The organism is Nocardia grenadensis NBRC 108939 (genome assembly GCF_001613445.1).
Taxonomy (GTDB): Bacteria; Actinomycetota; Actinomycetes; order Mycobacteriales; family Mycobacteriaceae; genus Nocardia; species Nocardia grenadensis.
In genome coordinates, this window is record NZ_BDCJ01000020.1 from 201531 (window position 1) to 219353 (window position 17823).

The 17823-nt window shown below is 67.9% G+C and carries 16 protein-coding genes; 10 read left to right on the forward strand and 6 right to left on the reverse strand.

The features are described 5' to 3' along the window. The first annotated feature begins 15 nt into the window (after positions 1-15). Together NGR01S_RS22045 and NGR01S_RS22050 are read left to right on the forward strand one after the other, a co-directional pair. Positions 16-432 (forward strand): helix-turn-helix transcriptional regulator, encoded by a 417-nt coding sequence (locus tag NGR01S_RS22045; RefSeq protein WP_063039814.1) that lies wholly within the window; start codon positions 16-18, stop codon positions 430-432. Between the two features lie 34 nt (positions 433-466). Then, positions 467-1378 (forward strand): helix-turn-helix domain-containing protein, encoded by a 912-nt coding sequence (locus tag NGR01S_RS22050; protein ID WP_063039816.1) that lies wholly within the window; start codon positions 467-469, stop codon positions 1376-1378. Positions 1379-1450: 72 nt separating this feature from the next. Here the strand turns inward: NGR01S_RS22050 and NGR01S_RS22055 are convergent, their stop codons facing one another. The 6 genes from NGR01S_RS22055 to NGR01S_RS22085 all read right to left on the reverse strand — a co-directional run bounded on the left by NGR01S_RS22055 (position 1451) and on the right by NGR01S_RS22085 (position 7335). Further along, positions 1451-1810 carry a hypothetical protein gene (locus NGR01S_RS22055; RefSeq protein WP_063039818.1) on the reverse strand — a complete coding sequence of 120 codons (360 nt, stop codon included), beginning with the start codon at positions 1808-1810 and terminating at the stop codon, positions 1451-1453. Between the two features lie 18 nt (positions 1811-1828). Next, a complete protein-coding gene (gene scnC, locus NGR01S_RS22060) occupies positions 1829-2551 on the reverse strand; it encodes a thiocyanate hydrolase subunit gamma (RefSeq protein WP_063039820.1) in 723 nt (240 codons plus the stop codon). Positions 2552-2581: 30 nt separating this feature from the next. Next, positions 2582-3403, reverse strand: a complete 822-nt coding sequence (locus tag NGR01S_RS22065) for an SH3-like domain-containing protein (protein WP_157107380.1) — start codon at positions 3401-3403, stop codon at positions 2582-2584. 412 nt (positions 3404-3815) lie between these two features. Next, positions 3816-4778 carry a class 1b ribonucleoside-diphosphate reductase subunit beta gene (gene nrdF, locus NGR01S_RS22070; RefSeq protein ID WP_063039824.1) on the reverse strand — a complete coding sequence of 321 codons (963 nt, stop codon included), beginning with the start codon at positions 4776-4778 and terminating at the stop codon, positions 3816-3818. A gap of 171 nt (positions 4779-4949) precedes the next feature. Further along, complete coding sequence (locus NGR01S_RS22075) at positions 4950-5171, reverse strand: glycine zipper domain-containing protein (protein ID WP_063039825.1); 222 nt, start codon at positions 5169-5171, stop codon at positions 4950-4952. Between the two features lie 1072 nt (positions 5172-6243). Continuing rightward, positions 6244-7335: an ABC transporter substrate-binding protein gene (locus NGR01S_RS22085; RefSeq protein ID WP_084481574.1), complete on the reverse strand. Its 1092-nt coding sequence runs from the start codon at positions 7333-7335 to the stop codon at positions 6244-6246. Between the two features lie 573 nt (positions 7336-7908). Between NGR01S_RS22085 and ctaD the strand changes: the two genes are divergently transcribed. The 8 genes from ctaD (at position 7909) to NGR01S_RS22125 (ending at position 17815) form a co-directional block, all read left to right on the forward strand. Next, on the forward strand, positions 7909-9648 hold the full coding sequence (gene ctaD, locus NGR01S_RS22090; protein ID WP_063039829.1) for an aa3-type cytochrome oxidase subunit I: 1740 nt from the start codon (positions 7909-7911) through the stop codon (positions 9646-9648). 607 nt (positions 9649-10255) lie between these two features. Continuing rightward, positions 10256-11473, forward strand: a complete 1218-nt coding sequence (serB, locus tag NGR01S_RS22095; protein ID WP_063039831.1) for a phosphoserine phosphatase SerB — start codon at positions 10256-10258, stop codon at positions 11471-11473. A 154-nt stretch (positions 11474-11627) separates the two neighbouring features. After that, positions 11628-12419: an aminoacyl-tRNA hydrolase gene (locus NGR01S_RS22100; RefSeq protein ID WP_063039930.1), complete on the forward strand. Its 792-nt coding sequence runs from the start codon at positions 11628-11630 to the stop codon at positions 12417-12419. A 264-nt stretch (positions 12420-12683) separates the two neighbouring features. Continuing rightward, positions 12684-13517 (forward strand): ABC transporter ATP-binding protein, encoded by an 834-nt coding sequence (locus NGR01S_RS22105; RefSeq protein WP_063039932.1) that lies wholly within the window; start codon positions 12684-12686, stop codon positions 13515-13517. 271 nt (positions 13518-13788) lie between these two features. Further along, the gene (locus NGR01S_RS22110) at positions 13789-14622 is read left to right on the forward strand and encodes an NUDIX hydrolase (protein WP_063039934.1); all 834 of its coding nucleotides are present in this window, start codon (positions 13789-13791) and stop codon (positions 14620-14622) included. 11 nt (positions 14623-14633) lie between these two features. After that, on the forward strand, positions 14634-15416 hold the full coding sequence (locus NGR01S_RS22115; protein WP_063039833.1) for an enoyl-CoA hydratase-related protein: 783 nt from the start codon (positions 14634-14636) through the stop codon (positions 15414-15416). Positions 15417-15488: 72 nt separating this feature from the next. Next, positions 15489-16469, forward strand: coding sequence for a class I SAM-dependent methyltransferase (locus NGR01S_RS22120; protein ID WP_063039835.1), 981 nt, complete (start codon positions 15489-15491; stop codon positions 16467-16469). Further along, the gene (locus NGR01S_RS22125) at positions 16469-17815 is read left to right on the forward strand and encodes a THUMP-like domain-containing protein (RefSeq protein ID WP_063039837.1); all 1347 of its coding nucleotides are present in this window, start codon (positions 16469-16471) and stop codon (positions 17813-17815) included. Before NGR01S_RS22120 ends, NGR01S_RS22125 begins: the two co-directional genes overlap by 1 nt. Positions 17816-17823 lie beyond the last annotated feature (8 nt).

Sequence of the window (17823 nt, forward strand, 5' to 3'; positions counted from 1 at the left end):
CCGCGCAGCTACCGGGTGTCCCGGATCAGCGCCGTGCGCCGGCTCGGTGAACCCGGCCGCCGGCCGCCGGACCTCGATCTGCACCGGGTGTGGCGGCAGATGCGCGACGACTTCCGTGCAGCGCCCGCCACCGAGATCGTGTTGCGCGTGCACCGGCCGCGACTATCGCTGGTGTTGCGGTCCCTGGCGGTGACCGCGCTCGGTGACCCCGATCCCGTCCCTGGCGAGCCGGATATGTACCGGCTGCCGGTGCGCAGTGTGGAAGTGGCCGCGGCCATGCTGGTGGGTTTCGGCGCCGAGGTCGATATCCTCGCCCCGGCGGAGTTGCGGGACCGGATCATCGCGATCGCGGGGGCCGCCGGCGAACATCATCGGAAAGCACCGGGGCAGCCGGATCCTGCCGACGTGCGATTCGGACGAAATATCTGTTGACTCTCCATCTACTGGAAGGTTCAGGCTGATTCCCGTGAGTGACCACGAGGGACTGTTCACCATCGGTGAGTTGGCACGCCGCACCGGACTCTCGGTGCGGACCATCCGGTTTTGGTCGGACTCCGGAGTCGTACCGGCGACCGATCGGTCGCCGTCCGGCTACCGGCTCTACGACACCGAAGCGGTGGCCCGGCTCGATCTGGTGCGCACGCTCCGTGAGCTGGGCCTGGACCTGCCGACTGTGCAGAAGGTGTTGCGACGACAGGCCACCGTGGCCGAGGTCGCCGCATCACACGCCCGCGCCTTGGACGCCGAGATCCGCACCCTGCGGATCCGGCGCGCGGTCCTGCGTTCGGTCGCTCATCGAGGAAGCTCGACCGAGGAGATGAGAATTATGCACAAGATGGCCGAACTGTCCGCCGCCGAACGGCAACGGTTGATCGACGACTTCGTCAACGCCATGTTCGACGGGATAGCGGACGACGCGCCGGGCGCGACTATCGCGCACGGGATGCGCATGCTGCCCCCTGAACTCCCCGACGACCCGAGCCCGGAGCAGGTGAACGCCTGGATCGAATTGGCCGAACTGGTGACCGACACCGACTTCCAGGCCCGTTGCCGGCAGATGGCGGTGGTCGGCGCCACCGGCGAGACCGGGCCGGAGAGCGACATCGATCCGGATCGTGTGTCCGAGTACGCCGGGCGCGCGCTCGACGAAGGCGTGACACCCGGATCCGTCCGCGGCAAAGAGGTACTGGAACAGATCGTCGACGCCGCTCTGCCCGCGGCGGCACGCCGGCGATTGGCCGATCGGACCGAGGTATTCACCGACCGCCGGGTCGAGCGGTACTGGGAGCTGCTGGCAGTACTCAACGACTGGCCGCGGCGGGAACCTCGCGTTCCGGCCTGGGAGTGGTTCATCGACGCGTTGCGTGCCCACGCCTGATCGGTGTCTTCCGGTGCGGTGACACCGTCGCCGCACCGGAGACGCGTTCTTCCACACGCACCGACGACCGATTCATCCCCCCGCTTCGAGCCTGGCCCGGACCTCCTCGATCTGGCCGGCCAACTCGGCTTCGTCGATGACTCCTCTGGCGATCAACGAATGCGCCAGCGCGACGAGCTGATTCTCCGGAAACGGCAGCGCCGGATACACCTCCTCGGTGAGACGGTCCTCCTCGTCACGCCGGGTGAGCAGCGGCAGTGCCGCCCCTTCGCGGTCGAGGGCGTCGCATATTCCGTCCAGACTCGATTTCCACGGTGGCGACGGGTTCTCGACGCCGTACTTGTCGGCCATTCGTGACCACACCTGCCCCCGGGCGATCATCTCCTCCAACAGCGGCACTCTGACCCGCGTAATGTCCTCGCTCACTGGCATCTGTTGTCCTCCGGTCCGTCAGTAGTTCTGCGCCGGGTGCACCGCGGTGTGTACGGGGCGTTCCACATCCGCGGTGCGTCCCGGCTTGGGCAGGGCGACGCCGATCAAACAGTCACGTGTCACGATCTGGGTGAGCTCCTCCTCGCTCCATCCCTGCGTGCCGTCCGGGCGTACCGGTAGGACCATGAACCGATGCTTGGAATTGGAGTCCTCGACGCGGATCTCGACATCTTCGGTGAGGTAGAGGCCGAATTCGGCGAGAACCTGACGCGGCCAGCGGACGAGCCGGCGGCGGTAGTTCGGGGTCCGGTACCACTCGGGCGAATTCCCGAGCAGCGGACGGGGGTAGCAGGAGCACAGGCTGCAGCAGACCACGTGATGCAGCGTCGGTGTGTCCTCGAGGACGTGCAGCGCGGTGAAATCGCTGGGGGTTCCGAAGCCGGTCGGTTTCAGCCAATCGATGCCGACCTCATGGCATGCGGTGATGGCGTCGTCCAAGGCGAGCTGCTTGAAGTCGGGGTCGGACCACGCCTTGGCGACGAACCGGGCACCCGGCGCCGGACCCAATTGCTCGAAATACTCGGTGTACCGGCGGTGGTCCTCGGCGGTGAACAGTCCCTTCTCGATCGCGAGTTCGCGTAGCGCGACCTCGAGCACCTCGAAATCGGTGACCTCCTCCACCATCGGCGCCGCGTGCCGGGGTGCTTCGGTGTCCTCGCCTTCGTTCGATATCCCGCTCATCGTGTTCCTCCCACTGAGGTGTAACCCGGTCTACGAGATCGCCTGGAGCCAGGGCTCCGATATTTCCGCCTGCAAGGTGTCGCCGGGGGATCCTCGATACGGATCCCACAGATCTGTCATATCGAAGCGCACGATGTAGAACCATTCGGGGCGCCGGTCCTCGCGGTCGAACGCCTCGTCTTCCGGTATCGGGCTCTCGTACGACACTTTGACGACCGTCCCCGGTTTGCCGCGCAGATACTCCTGGGTGCGGGTGTAGAAGATGGTCGGAAGATCACGCACCAGTACCCGGTCGCCGACTCCGAACCGGGGAGTTTCCGCCTGCCCGGCGAAACATTGGGGATCGCCGTGACCGACCGCGTCACGGTGATGAATATTCCGGGCCACCTCGGTACCGTCTCCGGTGCCACGGGGCGCGGCCGTCAACGGGCCGGAGCTGCCCGCGCTGCGCTCCCGGACCTCCTGGGTTCGTTCGAGCAGTTCACGCAGCGTGATATGCCGTTTGTCGATGAGGCAGCGAGCGACGGCCAGCACCCAGCGGCCGTAATAGGGAAACCCGAGATATTGCGTACGCCCGACATCGACATTTCCCAGCCGGCGACGTTCCTCGGAAGTCCAGATGCCCCGCCAGCCCAGCACCTCGCAGGTGATGAACGTATTGAGCTCCCAGACCTCCTCTTCCTTCTCTTCGAAAACAGCCGGCGCATCGGGCTCCCCGCCCACATCGTGCGGGGTTTTCATAATTGCCCGAAAGAGCGCGTGATCGATCTGATCGGGGTAGGGCCAATCGCGGAGCTGGTGTAGCGCGACGCGCAGTTGACTGACGTAGTCGTCCATGACCGAATTTGCCATGATCGCCATCTCCCTGAAGTGGGTAGGTCGCCCTCAACCTTAACGGCGGTCGGTCGGATTCACCGGTTTCGAAACCATCAAATCTGTGACTCGGTTCCGAGGGTGACGACCAGCCGATACTCCGGTTCGATAAAGGTAAGCCGGCTGCGTCGGACGCCGAGCGTGTGGGCCGCTACCGCACCTACCCGCACACCGAGCATCGGCTCGGCGCCGTACTACCGGTCGGCTGCCAGGACACTGCGACCGCCGGGTGGAGCCGAATCGACGCCCGGCTCCACCCGGTCTCCGGACGTTTCGCGAGTCTTCGCCGCTCGCTGACCATCGATACTCATCGCCGCGACCCCGATGCGGCGGTCCCGCTCGACAGGATGCCTCGAATCGTCCGCTCAGCCGGATATCGGCGCCGTTCCGGTCAGAACTCCCAGTCCTCGTCCTCGGTGTTGACCGCCTTGCCGATGACATAGCTGGAACCCGAACCCGAGAAGAAGTCGTGGTTCTCGTCGGCATTGGGGGACAGGGCCGAGAGGATGGCCGGATTCACCTCGGTCTCGTCCTTCGGGAACAGGCCCTCGTAACCCAGGTTCATCAGGGCCTTGTTGGCGTTGTAGCGCAGGAACTTCTTGACGTCTTCGGTCAGGCCGACCTCGTCGTAGAGGTCCTGGGTGTAGTCGACCTCGTTGTCGTAGAGCTCGAACAGCAGCTCGAAGGTGTAGTTCTTCAGCTCGTCGCGTTCGGCCTGGGTGACCTGTTCGAGTCCGCGCTGGTACTTGTAGCCGATGTAGTAGCCGTGCACCGCCTCGTCCCGGATGATCAGGCGGATCATATCGGCGGTGTTGGTGAGCTTGGCGCGTGAGGACCAGTGCATCGGCAGGTAGAAGCCGGAGTAGAACAGGAAGCTCTCCAGCAGGGTGGACGCGACCTTACGCTTGAGCGGGTCCTCGCCGCGGTAGTACTCGAGAACGATCTCGGCCTTGCGCTGGAGGTTGCGGTTCTCCTCCGACCAGCGGAAAGCGTCGTCGATCTCGCGGGTCGAGCACAGGGTGGAGAAGATCGAGCTGTAGCTCTTGGCGTGCACCGACTCCATGAACGCGATATTGGTGAGCACCGCCTCCTCGTGCGGGGTCAGCGCGTCGGGGATGAGGCTGACCGCGCCGACGGTGCCCTGGATGGTGTCCAGCAGGGTGAGGCCGGTGAACACCCGCATGGTGAGTTGTTTCTCGTCGGCGGTGAGGGTGTTCCAGGAGGGGATGTCGTTGGACACCGGGACCTTCTCCGGCAGCCAGAAGTTACCGGTGAGCCGATCCCAGACCTCGGCGTCCTTCTCGTCGGGTACCCGATTCCAGTTGATGGCCGAAACCCGATCGATGAGCTTCATGCTGCTTCCACACCCTTCCCAACGAATCCGACGACTGCTCAGCGCGTGCCGTAACACTACCCCTTGGGGGTTGAATCGCCGAGCACTACCACAACTTGTGTTTCACGCGTCGAATGCGCTAGGGAGCGGGAGATTTCGGCGCGCGTGGGCCCCGCAGGCGCCGAGCGTACTTCAGTCGTCGGACGGTGGTTTGTGGTGGCCATCGGATCTGTCGTCACTCGACGGTGCCATGGCGAGACCGAAGGCCAGCCCGAAGCCGATACCCAGCCCGATTCCGAGGACCAGGTTGTTCAGCACCACGAGGCCGAGCGGGATACCGATCGCCAGTCCGATGGCGATCCCGATACTCAGCCGGCTCGCGAGTGAGCGATCACCCTCAGTGTTGCCGCCCATACTTCGACGGTACGCCGGTTAAGGCTGTTCACCTGCGGAAACAGGGTCTCGGAACGGTTGATGTCCGATTGCGGACCGGTGCCTTCGGCGGTGTGCGGGATCCGGTGGGCCGTGTTCCGGTCAGCCGGCCGGACCAGCGTTCCGCGGTTCTACGCCGGGCCCGGTGCCGGAGGCGGTGCCGTCGCCGGGAGGTGGGCCTGCGGGCGGAGCACCACCGGGCCCCGCGCCACCCGCGGGCGGAGAACCATCGGGCCCCGCGCCACCCGCGGGCGGTTCCGGCGGGGGCCGCTCTGTCCGGGACCACCGTCGGCTCGGTTCGCCGACTTCTCGGCTAAGCGATGGTGAGCGAGATCTCCATCCCGCTCCCGGGATCGCCGGTCACCGTGGCCGGCTCGGCGTCCCGGCCGTCACCGAAGACGTTGTCCCGGGCCGGCGTCACCTCCCCCGAGGTTCGTCACACTGCGGGCATAACCGGAGTCGGCACCGAACACCTGCTCGCAGGCTCCCCGCGGCAGCGCGATCTGGGCGGTCAGCCGGGCGTTCTCCCCCGCGCCCGCGGTGCCGCTCGCGGCGGTGAATGCTGCCGAACCGGTGGTGCGGTGCCGGTACCTGACGAGCAGGCCGCGGCCACGGATGCGGTCCCGACCGCGCCCATGATCCACAGCGCCCGCCGGCGGCCCAGCATCACCGACATATCGTGGGCGAGCCCGAGATCGTGTTCGTAGGGTAGTTCCGTCCGTGGCCGTTCAGGTCGTTTCCGCACGTGGGCACCTCTTTCCGATGGGGTGAGAACCACGGTAGGGACGCTGTCTGGCGGATTACTGGAGCCGCACTGTGAGTCCTCTGTGGACCGATCGGCGCCTATTCGGCGGGCGATGCCGCCGCGCGGTACCGGGCTCCGGTCCTGCTGTGCGGTGAGACCCGGCGGGTGGCTCGCACGGAGTGCCGGGCGGCGGCCCCGTACCGGCGACCGCCACCCCGACCGGGTGTGCGGGCAGCGTCGGTCCCCACGAGGTGGAATGCCGACCACGTACCCGAGGCTGCCCACCTCGACCGGGCGTGCGCGGGAGCGTCAGTCCATGACGTAGGCGTTCAGGGTGTCGCGGATATCGGTGAGAACCGCCCGCGCCGCCGTGAGGCCGGTGGTATGCCACAGCGCGTCGTCGACCACGAAGGTGCGATTATCGACCACCGCGCCGAGTTCCTCCCACGGTTGCGAGCGCATCACCGATTCCCCGTGCTCCTGCCCGTCCGGGCCCGCGAACAGTACATAGATCAGATCGCCCTCGGCGGCCACGGGATCGGATTCGTCGATCGGGGCGGAGGTGTCGCGCTGCGCGGTGGGCCGGGTGGCGCCGGTATCGGCGAGGATCTGCGCGGCGAAGGTTTCGCTGCCCAGGTACTCCGTACCGCCCGGGGTGAAACGCACGATCGAGGCCTGGACGTAGCGGGCGTTGATGGTGGCGCCGGTATCGGCGGCTTCGGTGTGATAGGCGTCCAGCGCCGCCGCGCCCGCACCCTGCCGGCCCATTGCGCCCGCGAACGCGGTGAACTGCTCCTCCCAGTTCGGCTCCGCGCCGACCAGCACCGTCGGGGCGATCGCGCTCAATGCTTCATAGCCGGCGCGGCCGGCGGGGACCTCGCCGATGATCAGATCGGGGTCCAATTGGGCGATGAGTGCCGGATCAGGATCGGCGGCGGTACCGACACCGGGGATCTCGACCACCCCGTAACCCAGATAGCCGGGCTGCGGCGCGGGACCCGGGACCGTGGTCGTGCCGACCACCCGCTCCCACAGCCCGACCGCGCAGGTGGCATCGAGCGCGGAGGTCCCCAGCACCACGATGCGCTGCGGATCCGCCGGAACCCGGGACTCGCCCGACGCGTGCCGGACGGTGCGGGTCGGGCCGTCCGCCGGATCGGGCGGGGACGGTAGCGGGCAGGCCTGCGTGGTGTCGCGTTCGATACCGACCACCCCCGCACCTGCGATTTTCGTCGTGGTGCGGATGATCGAGGCCGAATCGTCGGGATGATCCGCGCACGCCGACACCGCCAGCGCGGTACAGGCGAGCACGGCGCCCAGAAGCCGGCCGAACCGGCCGGTCCGCCCGGAGATCCAGGGCTCACGCGCGGCGGGGTTGTGGACAGCGGGGCTCACCGGCATGCGGGGAAGGGTACACGGCTGTGTTTTTTGGCGCCGCCTTCGGCGTCGCGGGATTGAGGCCCCCTTGGTCTCGCCGTTTCGGCCTCGAGACTCCAGCCTTCGGCTCCTGCGATGTGCGGTGGGCCGTCCGTAGAGCGCGGCCGTTGAGCACCTTCGGTCAAGGGGCGAGACGGGCCTCAACCCTTCGCGGTATCTCGTACAACTCGACGCGTACGGGTTACATCTGTTTTGTGCGGCATGGACGGCGAGATGGGCTTCGCCCCTCGGCGGTGCTTCGTAGGACTCGGCGCATGGGGTTGTGTCTGCTCTGTGCGGCTGCGTGATAGGGACGGTGAGCCGGGTCGGTGTACTCGGGGCCTGCTGCTGCCACCGGTGACCGGCGGGCGTTCGCTCGGGAAAGAGTGCTCGGCGGCCCCGAGTACGACAGAGAGTAGGACCCGGGGGACCCCGCTTCAGCGGAAGGTTTACGATTCGAGAAGCGCAAGCTAACCGTTGGCCGCCCGGGCACACCGGGCGGCGGGCAAAACAGTGGAGCCTGCGGAGCGGACTTTAAAGGCACCTTCAGGAGGATCAGTGACTGCCGTAGAGCCCAAACCAGTCCCGCAGGGGGTGGAAGCGACTCGGCCATTTCCGGCGCGAACAGGGCCGAAGGGGTCGTTCATCTACAAGATGGTGACCACCACGGACCCCAAGGTCCTGGGTGTCATGTACTTGACCACCTCGATGGCGTTCTTCCTCATCGGTGGCCTGATGGCCCTCATGATGCGTGGTGAGCTCGCTCGTCCGGGCCTGCAGTTCCTGTCGCCCGAGCAGTTCAACCAGCTGTTCACCATGCACGGCACGATCATGCTGCTGTTCTACGCGACCGCGATCGTTTTCGGCTTCGCCAACATCATCCTGCCGCTGCAGATCGGCGCCCCCGACGTCGCCTTCCCGCGCCTGAACGCCTTGAGTTACTGGCTGTACGCGTTCGGCGCCACCATGGCGACCGCCGGCTTCATCACCCCGGGCGGCGCCGCGGACTTCGGCTGGACGGCCTACGTGCCGCTCACCGATATCCTGCACTCGCCGGGTGTCGGCACCGATCTGTGGATCATGGGTCTGGCCGTCTCCGGTCTGGGCACCATCCTCGGCGGTGTGAACATGCTGACGACCGTGGTCTGCCTGCGCGCTCCGGGTATGACCATGTTCCGGATGCCCATCTTCACCTGGAACATCGCCGTCACCAGCGTGCTCGTCCTGCTCGCCTTCCCGCTGCTGACCGCCGCGCTGATGGGCCTGGCCTACGACCGGCACCTGGGCGGCCACATCTACGACCCGGGCACCGGCGGCATCCTGCTCTACCAGCACCTGTTCTGGTTCTTCGGGCACCCGGAGGTCTACATCATCGCGCTGCCGTTCTTCGGTATCGTCTCCGAGATCTTCCCGGTCTTCAGCCGTAAACCGATCTTCGGTTACACCACCCTGGTCTACGCGACCCTGGGCATCGCGGCCCTGTCGATCGCGGTGTGGGCGCACCACATGTACGCCACCGGCGCGGTGCTGCTGCCCTACTTCTCGTTCATGACCTTCCTCATCGCGGTCCCGACCGGTGTGAAGTTCTTCAACTGGATCGGCACCATGTGGAAGGGGCAATTGACGTTCGAATCACCGATGTTGTTCTCGGTGGGCTTCCTCGTCACCTTCCTCTTCGGTGGTCTGTCCGGTGTCATCCTGGCCAGCCCGCCGCTGGACTTCCACGTCACCGACTCCTACTTCGTGGTCGCGCACTTCCACTACGTGCTCTTCGGCACGATCGTGTTCGCCACCTACGCCGGTATCTACTTCTGGTTCCCGAAGATGACCGGCCGCATGCTGGACGAGCGGCTCGCGAAATGGCATTTCTGGACCACGTTCCTCGGCTTCCACCTCACCTTCCTGGTGCAGCACTGGCTGGGCGCCGAAGGTATGCCCCGCCGTTACGCCGACTACCAGGCCGGTGACGGATTCACCACGCTGAACACCGTCTCCACCATCGGTGCCTTCATCCTCGGCGCCTCGATGCTGCCGTTCCTGTGGAACGTCTTCAAGAGCTACCGATACGGCGAAGTGGTCACGGTGGACGATCCGTGGGGCTACGGCAACTCCCTGGAATGGGCCACCAGCTGCCCGCCGCCGCGGCACAACTTCTACGAGCTGCCGCGAATCCGCTCCGAACGTCCCGCCTTCGAACTGCACTATCCGCATATGGTCGAGCGGATGCGTAAGGAAGCGCACGTCGGATTCACGGGGGATGCCAAGCATCATCCCGAGGAGACGCTGGTCAAGTCCTGACCTTCGGTCGTTCACGAATGCACCCGTCGGCTTCGGTCGGGGGGTGCATTCGTCTGTGGTCGGCGTCGGATGTGGGCGAGGGATTCTCGGTTCGCCTCGGAGCGGGGCTGCGGTCCCGGGATACGCGAGAGCGCGCAGGCAGGCAGTTCGTGAAGGTGAGAGATGCCGGTTTGTTCGTGAAGGTGCTGTGTTTTTGGCGGAGCCCTGCGGCGCCGCGGGGTTGAGGCCCCCTTGGTCTTGCCGTTTCGGCCTCGAGACTCCAGCCTTCGGCTCCTGCGATGTGCGGTGGACCCGTCCATAGAGGGCGACCGTTGAGCACCTTCGGTCAAGGGGCGAGACGGGCCTCAACCCTTCGCGGTGTCTCGTAAGACTCTCGACGCATGCGGGTTGCGGCGGCATTCGACAGCCGGGGTGAGTGTGTTGGTTCGCGGGGATGTGGTGGTGGGCTTGTCCGAGGCTTCTGTGTGGGCGTGCGGGGAGGGGGCCGTCCGTAGACCAGGTGGCGGGTGTACTTACATTGTTGTGGGCAGGCCCGCGAGTCCTGCGATTGTGCGCAGCGTGGCGCTTCTTCCTGGCGCGGAGGCGCCGCCAAAGATAGGGGTTTGTTTTGGCCGAGACCACCGTGCTGGTCACCGTTACCGGGCCCGACCGTCCCGGTGTGACATCGGTTCTGCTGACGGCCATGTCACGGCACCGGGTGAGTCTGCTCGATATCGAGCAGGTGGTGATCCGCGGCCGGCTCACCCTGGGTGTGCTGATCAGCTGCCCGTCCGACCCCGAGTCGCTGCAGGACGAGCTCGAGGAGGCGATGAACACCGTCGGTATGCAGGTGGACGTCGATATCGACGCCCAGGTCGCGCGGGCCCCGGTGTCCACGCACGCCGTCGTGGTGCTCGGGTCGCCGGTGACGGCGCGGGCGTTCAGCGCGGTGTCCCGGGAACTGGCCGGTCTCGGCGCGAATATCGACACCATCCGCGGTATCGCCGACTACCCGGTGACCGGGATGGAACTCATGGTCACGGCCTCGGATCACGGCGGGGATACCGATTCCCGGTTGCGGACCGCGCTGGCCGATGTGGCGGTCATCGAACAGGTCGATATCGCGGTGGAGCGGGCCGGACTGGCGCGCCGGGCCAAACGACTGATCGTCTTCGATGTGGATTCCACCCTGATCCAGGGTGAGGTGATCGAGATGCTGGCCGCCTACGCGGGGGTCGAGGAACAGGTGCGGGAGGTCACCGAGTCGGCGATGCGCGGGGAGATCGATTTCGCGGAATCGCTGCGGCAGCGGGTGGCGACGCTGGCCGGACTGGACGAATCGGTGATCGGGGAGGTGGCGGCGACGATCGAGCTCACCCCCGGTGCGCGGACCACCATCCGGACGCTCAAACGGCTCGGCTTCCGGTGTGGGGTGGTCTCCGGTGGGTTCCGGCAGGTGATCGACCCGCTCGCCCGCGAACTGGACCTCGATTTCGTCCGGGCCAACGTCCTGGAAGTGGTCGACGGGAAGCTCACCGGCCGGGTGGTCGGGCAGATCGTGGACCGTGCCTACAAGGCGACCGCGCTGCGGGCCTTCGCGGCCGAATCCGGGGTGCCGATGGAGCAGACGGTCGCGGTGGGTGACGGCGCAAACGATATCGATATGTTGAACGCGGCGGGCCTGGGCGTGGCGTTCAACGCCAAACCCGCGCTGCGGGAGGTCGCCGACACCGCGCTGTCGCAGCCGTACCTGGATGCCGTGCTGTTCATCCTGGGCGTGACCCGCGACGAGGTCGAGGCCGCGGACGCCGAGGACGGCCTGCTGCGGCGGGTACCACTGGGGTGAATTCGTATTTGTCTGCGGCCCCGCCGGACTCGGCACCGCGAGGGGTGGGGTGTCGGTGCGTGGGTAGGCTGTCGTCCGGTGAAGCTCGGGTGTTGGGAGGGTTGGTGGAATGCCGGATAGCGGCGTGACGGAGGTAGCGGCGAACGGTCGCGAGATGGATGCGGAGCCGGACTTCCCGGAAGACGTCGATCCCGAGTTCCTCGCGGACCCGGGGTTTTCCGAACGCCACGCCGAACTCGCCGCGGGATACGGGAAGCTGGGCGATCCCGAGGATCCCGCGCAGGTACAGGCGATGCAGATGGTGCTGCACCTGCCCAAGACCGATCCGCCCGCGCGCAGCGATGTGCTCGCGGCCGCGGCGGCCGCGGCGGTCATGCTGTGCCTGGACCCGCGCGTCGGGTACGAAGGTGAATGGGAGCAGCGGTATCTGGCGTGGAAGCGCGCACGGATCAGGAAGGTCGCCCGGCGGGCGCGTGGGGCGCAGTGGGCGGCCGCGAACGAGGTCCCCGGAGTGACCGTCGAAAGCGGCGGCGCGCTGGTACGGGCCCTGGTACCGGGACCGGTGGGGGAGGTCGACCCGCGGATCCGGCGCCTCCAGATCGGCGGCACCGATCTGGAATCCGACGATCCCGGTCCGGTGCCCCTGGATGTTCCCGTGTTCTGGGTCAATGCCGAACTCGGGATGACCGTCGGCAAGGCCGCCGCGCAGGTCGGGCACGCGAGCATGCTTTTCGCCGGCGCGCTGCCGGTGGAACAGGCCCGGACCTGGGCGCAGCGCGGATTCGCCTGCGCGGTCCGCGAGGCCGGGCCCGACGAGTGGCAGATGCTGCGGGCGGCCGTCACCCGCAGCGCGGCGACCGCGGTGCGCGACGCCGGTTTCACCGAGGTCGCGCCGGGTTCGACGACCGTGATCGCCACCCGGCCCGCGCGGCCGGACCAGTGGTAGGAGCCGCGCACCGTCCACACGGCCGGCCACCCGGAAGCGATGTATCACGTCGACCGGGTGGTCGGCGGCCGACATCACTCCCGGCTCACCGCCGCCGCGGGTGAACGCGCCGCGGTGGCCGTCGCGCGGCTTCCCGAGGCGTCGGCGCCGATGTGCTCTCACCCGTCCTGTTTGTCGGATACCGCCGGTCCGGGTGGTCTTCCGCGCCGGGGCCGCGGCGAATCGCGGGTGCCGGTGCCGCGAGCGTGTTCGCCTCGAGACAAGATGGAGCGCGTGGCGCACCCCGATCCAGATCTGCTCATCGACTTCACCAATGTTTCCATCCGCCGCAACGGGCACAATCTCGTCGGCCCGCTGACCTGGCAGGTAGAACTCGACGAACGCTGGGTCGTCCTGGGCCCCAATGGAGCCGGTAAGACCTCGCTGTTGCAGGTCGCGGCAGCCGAGACCCACCCCTCCTACGGCACCGCCTACGTACTCGGTGAACGACTCGGCAAAACGAATGTCAGCGAACTGCGGCCCCGGATCGGCCTGTCCTCCGCAGCCCTCGCCGCACGTATCCCCCCGGAGGAGCGGGTCGCCGACCTCGTCGTCTCCGCCGGTTACGCGGTACTCGGCCGCTGGCGTGAGAAATACGACGACCTCGATACCGACCGGGCGATCGACATGCTGGAAAGCCTCGGCGCCGAACACCTTCTGGATCGCACCTACGGGACGCTGTCGGAAGGCGAACGCAAACGCGTCCTGATCGCCCGCGCCCTGATGACCGACCCGGAGCTGCTGCTGCTGGACGAACCGGCCGCGGGCGTGGACCTGGGCGGCCGTGAGGAACTGGTGGAGAGCCTCGGCGATCTGGCCGCCGACCCCGACGCTCCGGCACTGGTGCTGGTAACCCACCACGTCGAGGAAATCCCGCCGGGCTTCACCCACTGCATGCTGATCAGCGAGGGCGAAATCGTCACCCAGGGGTTGCTCGACGACGTGCTCACCGCCGAGAACCTGAGCGAAGCCTTCCGCCAGTCCATCGCCCTCGACCGCATCGACGGCCGCTACTTCGCCCGCCGGAAGCGCCGGTTGGGCCGCCACCGGTCGCGGTAGGGGATCCACCGGGGGCCGGAAAGCGCGAGACTTCGGGAACGGTGATGAAACCGTGGGCGAACGACAACCGGCACAGCGGAAGGCCGGGCACGCATGCGCCATGGTCTCAGGCCTGGGGGCTGTGCGGCCAACTGGGAGCGGGAGACTGCGGTTGCCCGTGTCGCCGGCTATGCGCCGCCCCGCCCCCACAGCTAGTGTGCGAAGGGTGAGTGAGACGACTGTGCCGGATTCGGTGGCGGAGGTGCCCGAGGCCAAGGACGCCTCCACCGTGATGCTGGTGCGTGACGGCGCCGCCGGTCCGGAGGTTTTCCTGCAGCGGCGGGCCGGGGCAATGGATTTCGCCGCCGGAATGACCGCTTTCCCGGGTGGCCGGGTGGATCCCGTGGACGCGGAGCTGGCGATCGACTGGGCCGGGCCGTCGCCGCGCTGGTGGGGGGAGCGGTTCGGGGTATCCGCGGCGCGGGCCAAGGCGCTGGTCTGTGCGGCGGTGCGGGAGACCTTCGAGGAGTGCGGGGTGCTGCTGGCCGGCCCGACCGCCGATACCGTGGTCGCCGATACCACCGGGTACCGCCGGGAGCGGGAGCGAATCGAGGGCCGGGATCTGACGCTGTCGGAGTTTCTGGCCGAGCAGCGGCTGGTGTTGCGCGCCGACCTGCTGCGGCCGTGGTCGCGCTGGATCACTCCGACGGTGGAGCGCCGCCGCTATGACACCAACTTCTTCGTGGCGGTACTGCCCGAGGGGCAGTTGGCCGACGGTGCGACCACCGAAACCGATCTGGTGCTGTGGTCCACTCCGGCGGCGGCCCTGGAGACGTGGCGGGCGGGTGAGCATATGCTGCTGCCGCCGACCTGGTCGCAGTTGACGTCGCTGGCCGGTTATTCCGATACCGCGCTGATCCTGGCTGCCGAACCGGCGATCGATCCGATTCAGCCGGTATTCGGTGAGGTGGATGGTAAGCAGCTGCTGCAGTTCCCGGAGAATACGCGCTACTTCGCCGACCTGCCGGACCCGTCGCGGCTGGTCGGGTCCAAGGGGACGCGTGATACCGATCCGTCGCTGCTGGGCGGCTCCGGGAATGCGGGTGGCGCCGCCGGCGGCCGGTAGCGTAACTGTCCATGGCGGAATTCGTATCCCTGTCCCGGTCCGGCGCGGCGAGCGGGTCCGGGCGTGGTGTGGCGGTGCTGCGTATCGCCCGCCCGCCGATGAACCTGTTCGACACCCAGCTGATCCGGGAGATCGGAGAGGCGGCCGCCGCCTGCGGCGCCGATCCGGAGATCGCGGCGCTGGTGGTCTACGGGGACGAGCGGGTGTTCTGCGCGGGTGACGAGCTGGCGGAGCTGGCCGAGCTGCCCGCCGAACAGGCCGCCGCCATGGCCGGTGACCTGCAGACCGCGCTGGGCTGCCTGGCCGCGATCCCACAGCCCACGGTCGCCGCGATCAGCGGCTACGCCCTCGGGGCGGGGCTGGAGCTGGCGCTGGGGGCCGACCGGCGCATCATCGGCGACAATGTGAAGCTCGGATTCCCGCAGATCGATGCGGGCCTCATACCGCTCGCGGGGATCCGGCGGCTGTCGCTACTGATCGGTCCCGGGGCGGCGAAGGATCTGGTGTACAGCGGACGTTTCGTGGAGGCCGACGAGGCCGCAAGGCTGGGTCTGGTGGATCAGGTGGTCGCGCCCGACGATGTTCTGGGGGCGGCGATCGACTGGGCCCGCCGATTCACCGACGGTCCGGCGCGGGCGCTGGCCGCCGCGAAGGCGGTGTTCGAGGCGGGGCCGCACGGGCCGGAACGGGCCCGTGCCGAGTGGGCGGGGCTGTTCGACACCGCGGACCAGCGCCTCGGAACCCGCTCCTACCTGCGTGACGGGCCGGGGTCGGCCGTATTCACCGGGCACTGAACGAGTCGCGGGTCACCCGAACCTACCCGGCGGTATCGGAAGATCGGCCGGGAAAGGATAGGCTCTCCGACCATGACGGTACGCCCCGACGACCCCGCACCCCATCCGCACGCCACCGCCGCGGAGGTCGAAGCTGCATTCGAGGACACCAAGCTCGCCCAGGTGCTGTATCACGACTGGGAAGCCGAGACCTACGACGACAAATGGTCGATCTCCTATGACGAACGCTGTATCGATTACGCCCGTGGCCGGTTCGACGCCGCGGTCGGCACCGACGCGGAGCTGCCGTACGAGCGCGCTCTGGAACTGGGCTGCGGTACCGGTTTCTTCCTGCTGAACCTGATGCAGTCCGGGATCGCGAAGAGCGGTTCGGTGACCGATCTGTCGCCCGGCATGGTGAAGGTCGCGCTGCGCAATGCCGAGCATCTGGGCCTGGATGTGGACGGCCGGGTCGCGGACGCCGAGACCATCCCCTACGAGGACGACGCCTTCGACCTCGTCGTCGGACACGCTGTGTTGCACCACATCCCGGATGTGGAGCAGTCGCTGCGGGAATGCCTGCGGGTGTTGAAGCCCGGTGGCCGTTTCGTCTTCGCCGGCGAGCCGACCACCATCGGCAACTTCTATGCCCGCAATCTGGGCAATATCACCTGGAAGGCGACCACGGCCGTCACCAAACTCCCGTTTCTGCGGGATTGGCGCCGCTCCCAGGAGGAACTGGACGAATCGTCGCGGGCCGCCGCGCTGGAGGCCGTGGTCGACCTGCATACCTTCGACCCGACCCAGCTCGAGGAGATGGCGCGCTCGGCGGGCGCGGTGGACGTGGCCGCGCACACCGAGGAACTCGCCGCCGCGCTGTGGGGCTGGCCGGTGCGGACCTTCGAGGCAGCCGTTCCGGACGAGAAGCTCACCTTCGGCTACCGGATGGCGATGTATCGCGCCTGGCTCGGGTTGAGCTGGGTGGACGAGAACGTGATGCGCCGGGTGGTGCCGCGACAGTTCTTCTACAACGCCATGATCACCGGCGTGAAACCGGCCGCCGCCGGGAAATAGTGGGGTACGGCTTCAGCGCGGCCGATATCGGCTACCTCGGCTCGGCCGACGGTACGGCCGCACTGGCCGGGGTAGCGGAGCTGGAACTCACCTCCGCCTCGCAACTGCGTGATGTGGCCGCGGTGCGCCGGACCTACGGTGAGCGCGCCCCGGCGCTCATCGAGACCGTCCGCCTGCGCCGCCGGGCCGCGGCCAAACTGTCCGGTGCGCAACATTGGCTGTTGACCGACGACGCGCTCCAGCAGGCCACCCCGACCCCGGTCGCCCGGCACCGGGCGGCCCGGCTGGCGGGTCGCGATGTCCACGATGTCACCTGCTCGATCGGCGCGGAAATGGCCGAACTGGCCCGCGTATGCCCGCGCGTGGTCGGTAGCGACCTGGACCCGGTCCGGCTCGCCATGGCCCGCCACAACCTGTCCCATCCGGTCCCGGCGCCGGCTGCTCCCGCGCGCCACAGGGGGACTTCCGTGGCCGGCGCCGCCGCAACGACGGAGTGGAGAGGTGGCGAACCGGGGGCACCCGGGCTCGGCTTCCGCGGTGCCGCGGGCGAGGGGGATGAACACAGCTCGCCGGTGCCCCCTCCCACGCTGCCGCGGGCGACGCCGAATACTGTGCTCGTGCGCGCCGACGCCCTGGTCCCGTGCACCTCCGGCACGGTCGTCGTCGCCGATCCGGGGCGGCGGGCCGATGGGAAACGCACCCACGATCCGGCCGCGCTACAACCGCCGCTACCTGATCTGCTGTCGGTATACGCGGGTCGTGATCTGGTCGTGAAATGCGCTCCCGGACTGGATTTCGATACGCTGGGCTGGGACGGCGAGATCGAGGTGGTCTCGCTGGACGGTGGGGTCCGCGAAGCGTGCCTGTGGTCGGCGGGCCTGCGCGAGGCCGGTGTGGGCCGCCGGGCCACCGTCCTCACCTCTGCCGGCGCGGTGACCACTCTCACCGATGCCGACCCGAGCGAGATCCCGGAGCGCGAACCGGGGGAGTGGATCGTGGACCCGGACGGTGCGGTGGTCCGGGCCGGCCTGGTCCGGCACTACGCGGCCCGCCACGGTCTGTGGCAGCTGGATCCCCGGATCGCCTATCTGACCGGCGACCGTCTTCCGGCGGGGGTGCGTGGCTTCCGGATTCTCGACCGCTGCGTACTGCGGGAGAAGGTGTTGCGGGCCGCACTGCGCCGCCGGGACTGTGGGCCGCTGGAAATCCTGGTCCGCGGTGTGGATATCGACCCCGACGTCCTCCGGCGACGCCTGAAGCCCACCGGAACCCGGCCCTATACGCTGGTCATCACCCGTATCGGCACCGGGGCTGCTGTCTTCCTGTGTGAGGCGGCGCGGGCCTGATCGGGTGA

Coding starts and splice junctions, on each gene's coding strand:
- NGR01S_RS22055 (WP_063039818.1), bottom strand. CDS start 1,810: ATGCCAGTGAGCGAGGACATTACGCGGGTCAGAGTGCCGCTGTTGGAG.
- NGR01S_RS22110 (WP_063039934.1), top strand. CDS start 13,789: ATGCTGGTGCGTGACGGCGCCGCCGGTCCGGAGGTTTTCCTGCAGCGG.
- NGR01S_RS22105 (WP_063039932.1), top strand. CDS start 12,684: ATGGAGCGCGTGGCGCACCCCGATCCAGATCTGCTCATCGACTTCACC.
- scnC (WP_063039820.1), bottom strand. CDS start 2,551: ATGAGCGGGATATCGAACGAAGGCGAGGACACCGAAGCACCCCGGCAC.
- nrdF (WP_063039824.1), bottom strand. CDS start 4,778: ATGAAGCTCATCGATCGGGTTTCGGCCATCAACTGGAATCGGGTACCC.
- NGR01S_RS22100 (WP_063039930.1), top strand. CDS start 11,628: ATGGATGCGGAGCCGGACTTCCCGGAAGACGTCGATCCCGAGTTCCTC.
- NGR01S_RS22075 (WP_063039825.1), bottom strand. CDS start 5,171: ATGGGCGGCAACACTGAGGGTGATCGCTCACTCGCGAGCCGGCTGAGT.
- NGR01S_RS22065 (WP_157107380.1), bottom strand. CDS start 3,403: ATGGCAAATTCGGTCATGGACGACTACGTCAGTCAACTGCGCGTCGCG.
- NGR01S_RS22120 (WP_063039835.1), top strand. CDS start 15,489: ATGACGGTACGCCCCGACGACCCCGCACCCCATCCGCACGCCACCGCC.
- NGR01S_RS22085 (WP_084481574.1), bottom strand. CDS start 7,335: ATGCCGGTGAGCCCCGCTGTCCACAACCCCGCCGCGCGTGAGCCCTGG.
- NGR01S_RS22115 (WP_063039833.1), top strand. CDS start 14,634: ATGGCGGAATTCGTATCCCTGTCCCGGTCCGGCGCGGCGAGCGGGTCC.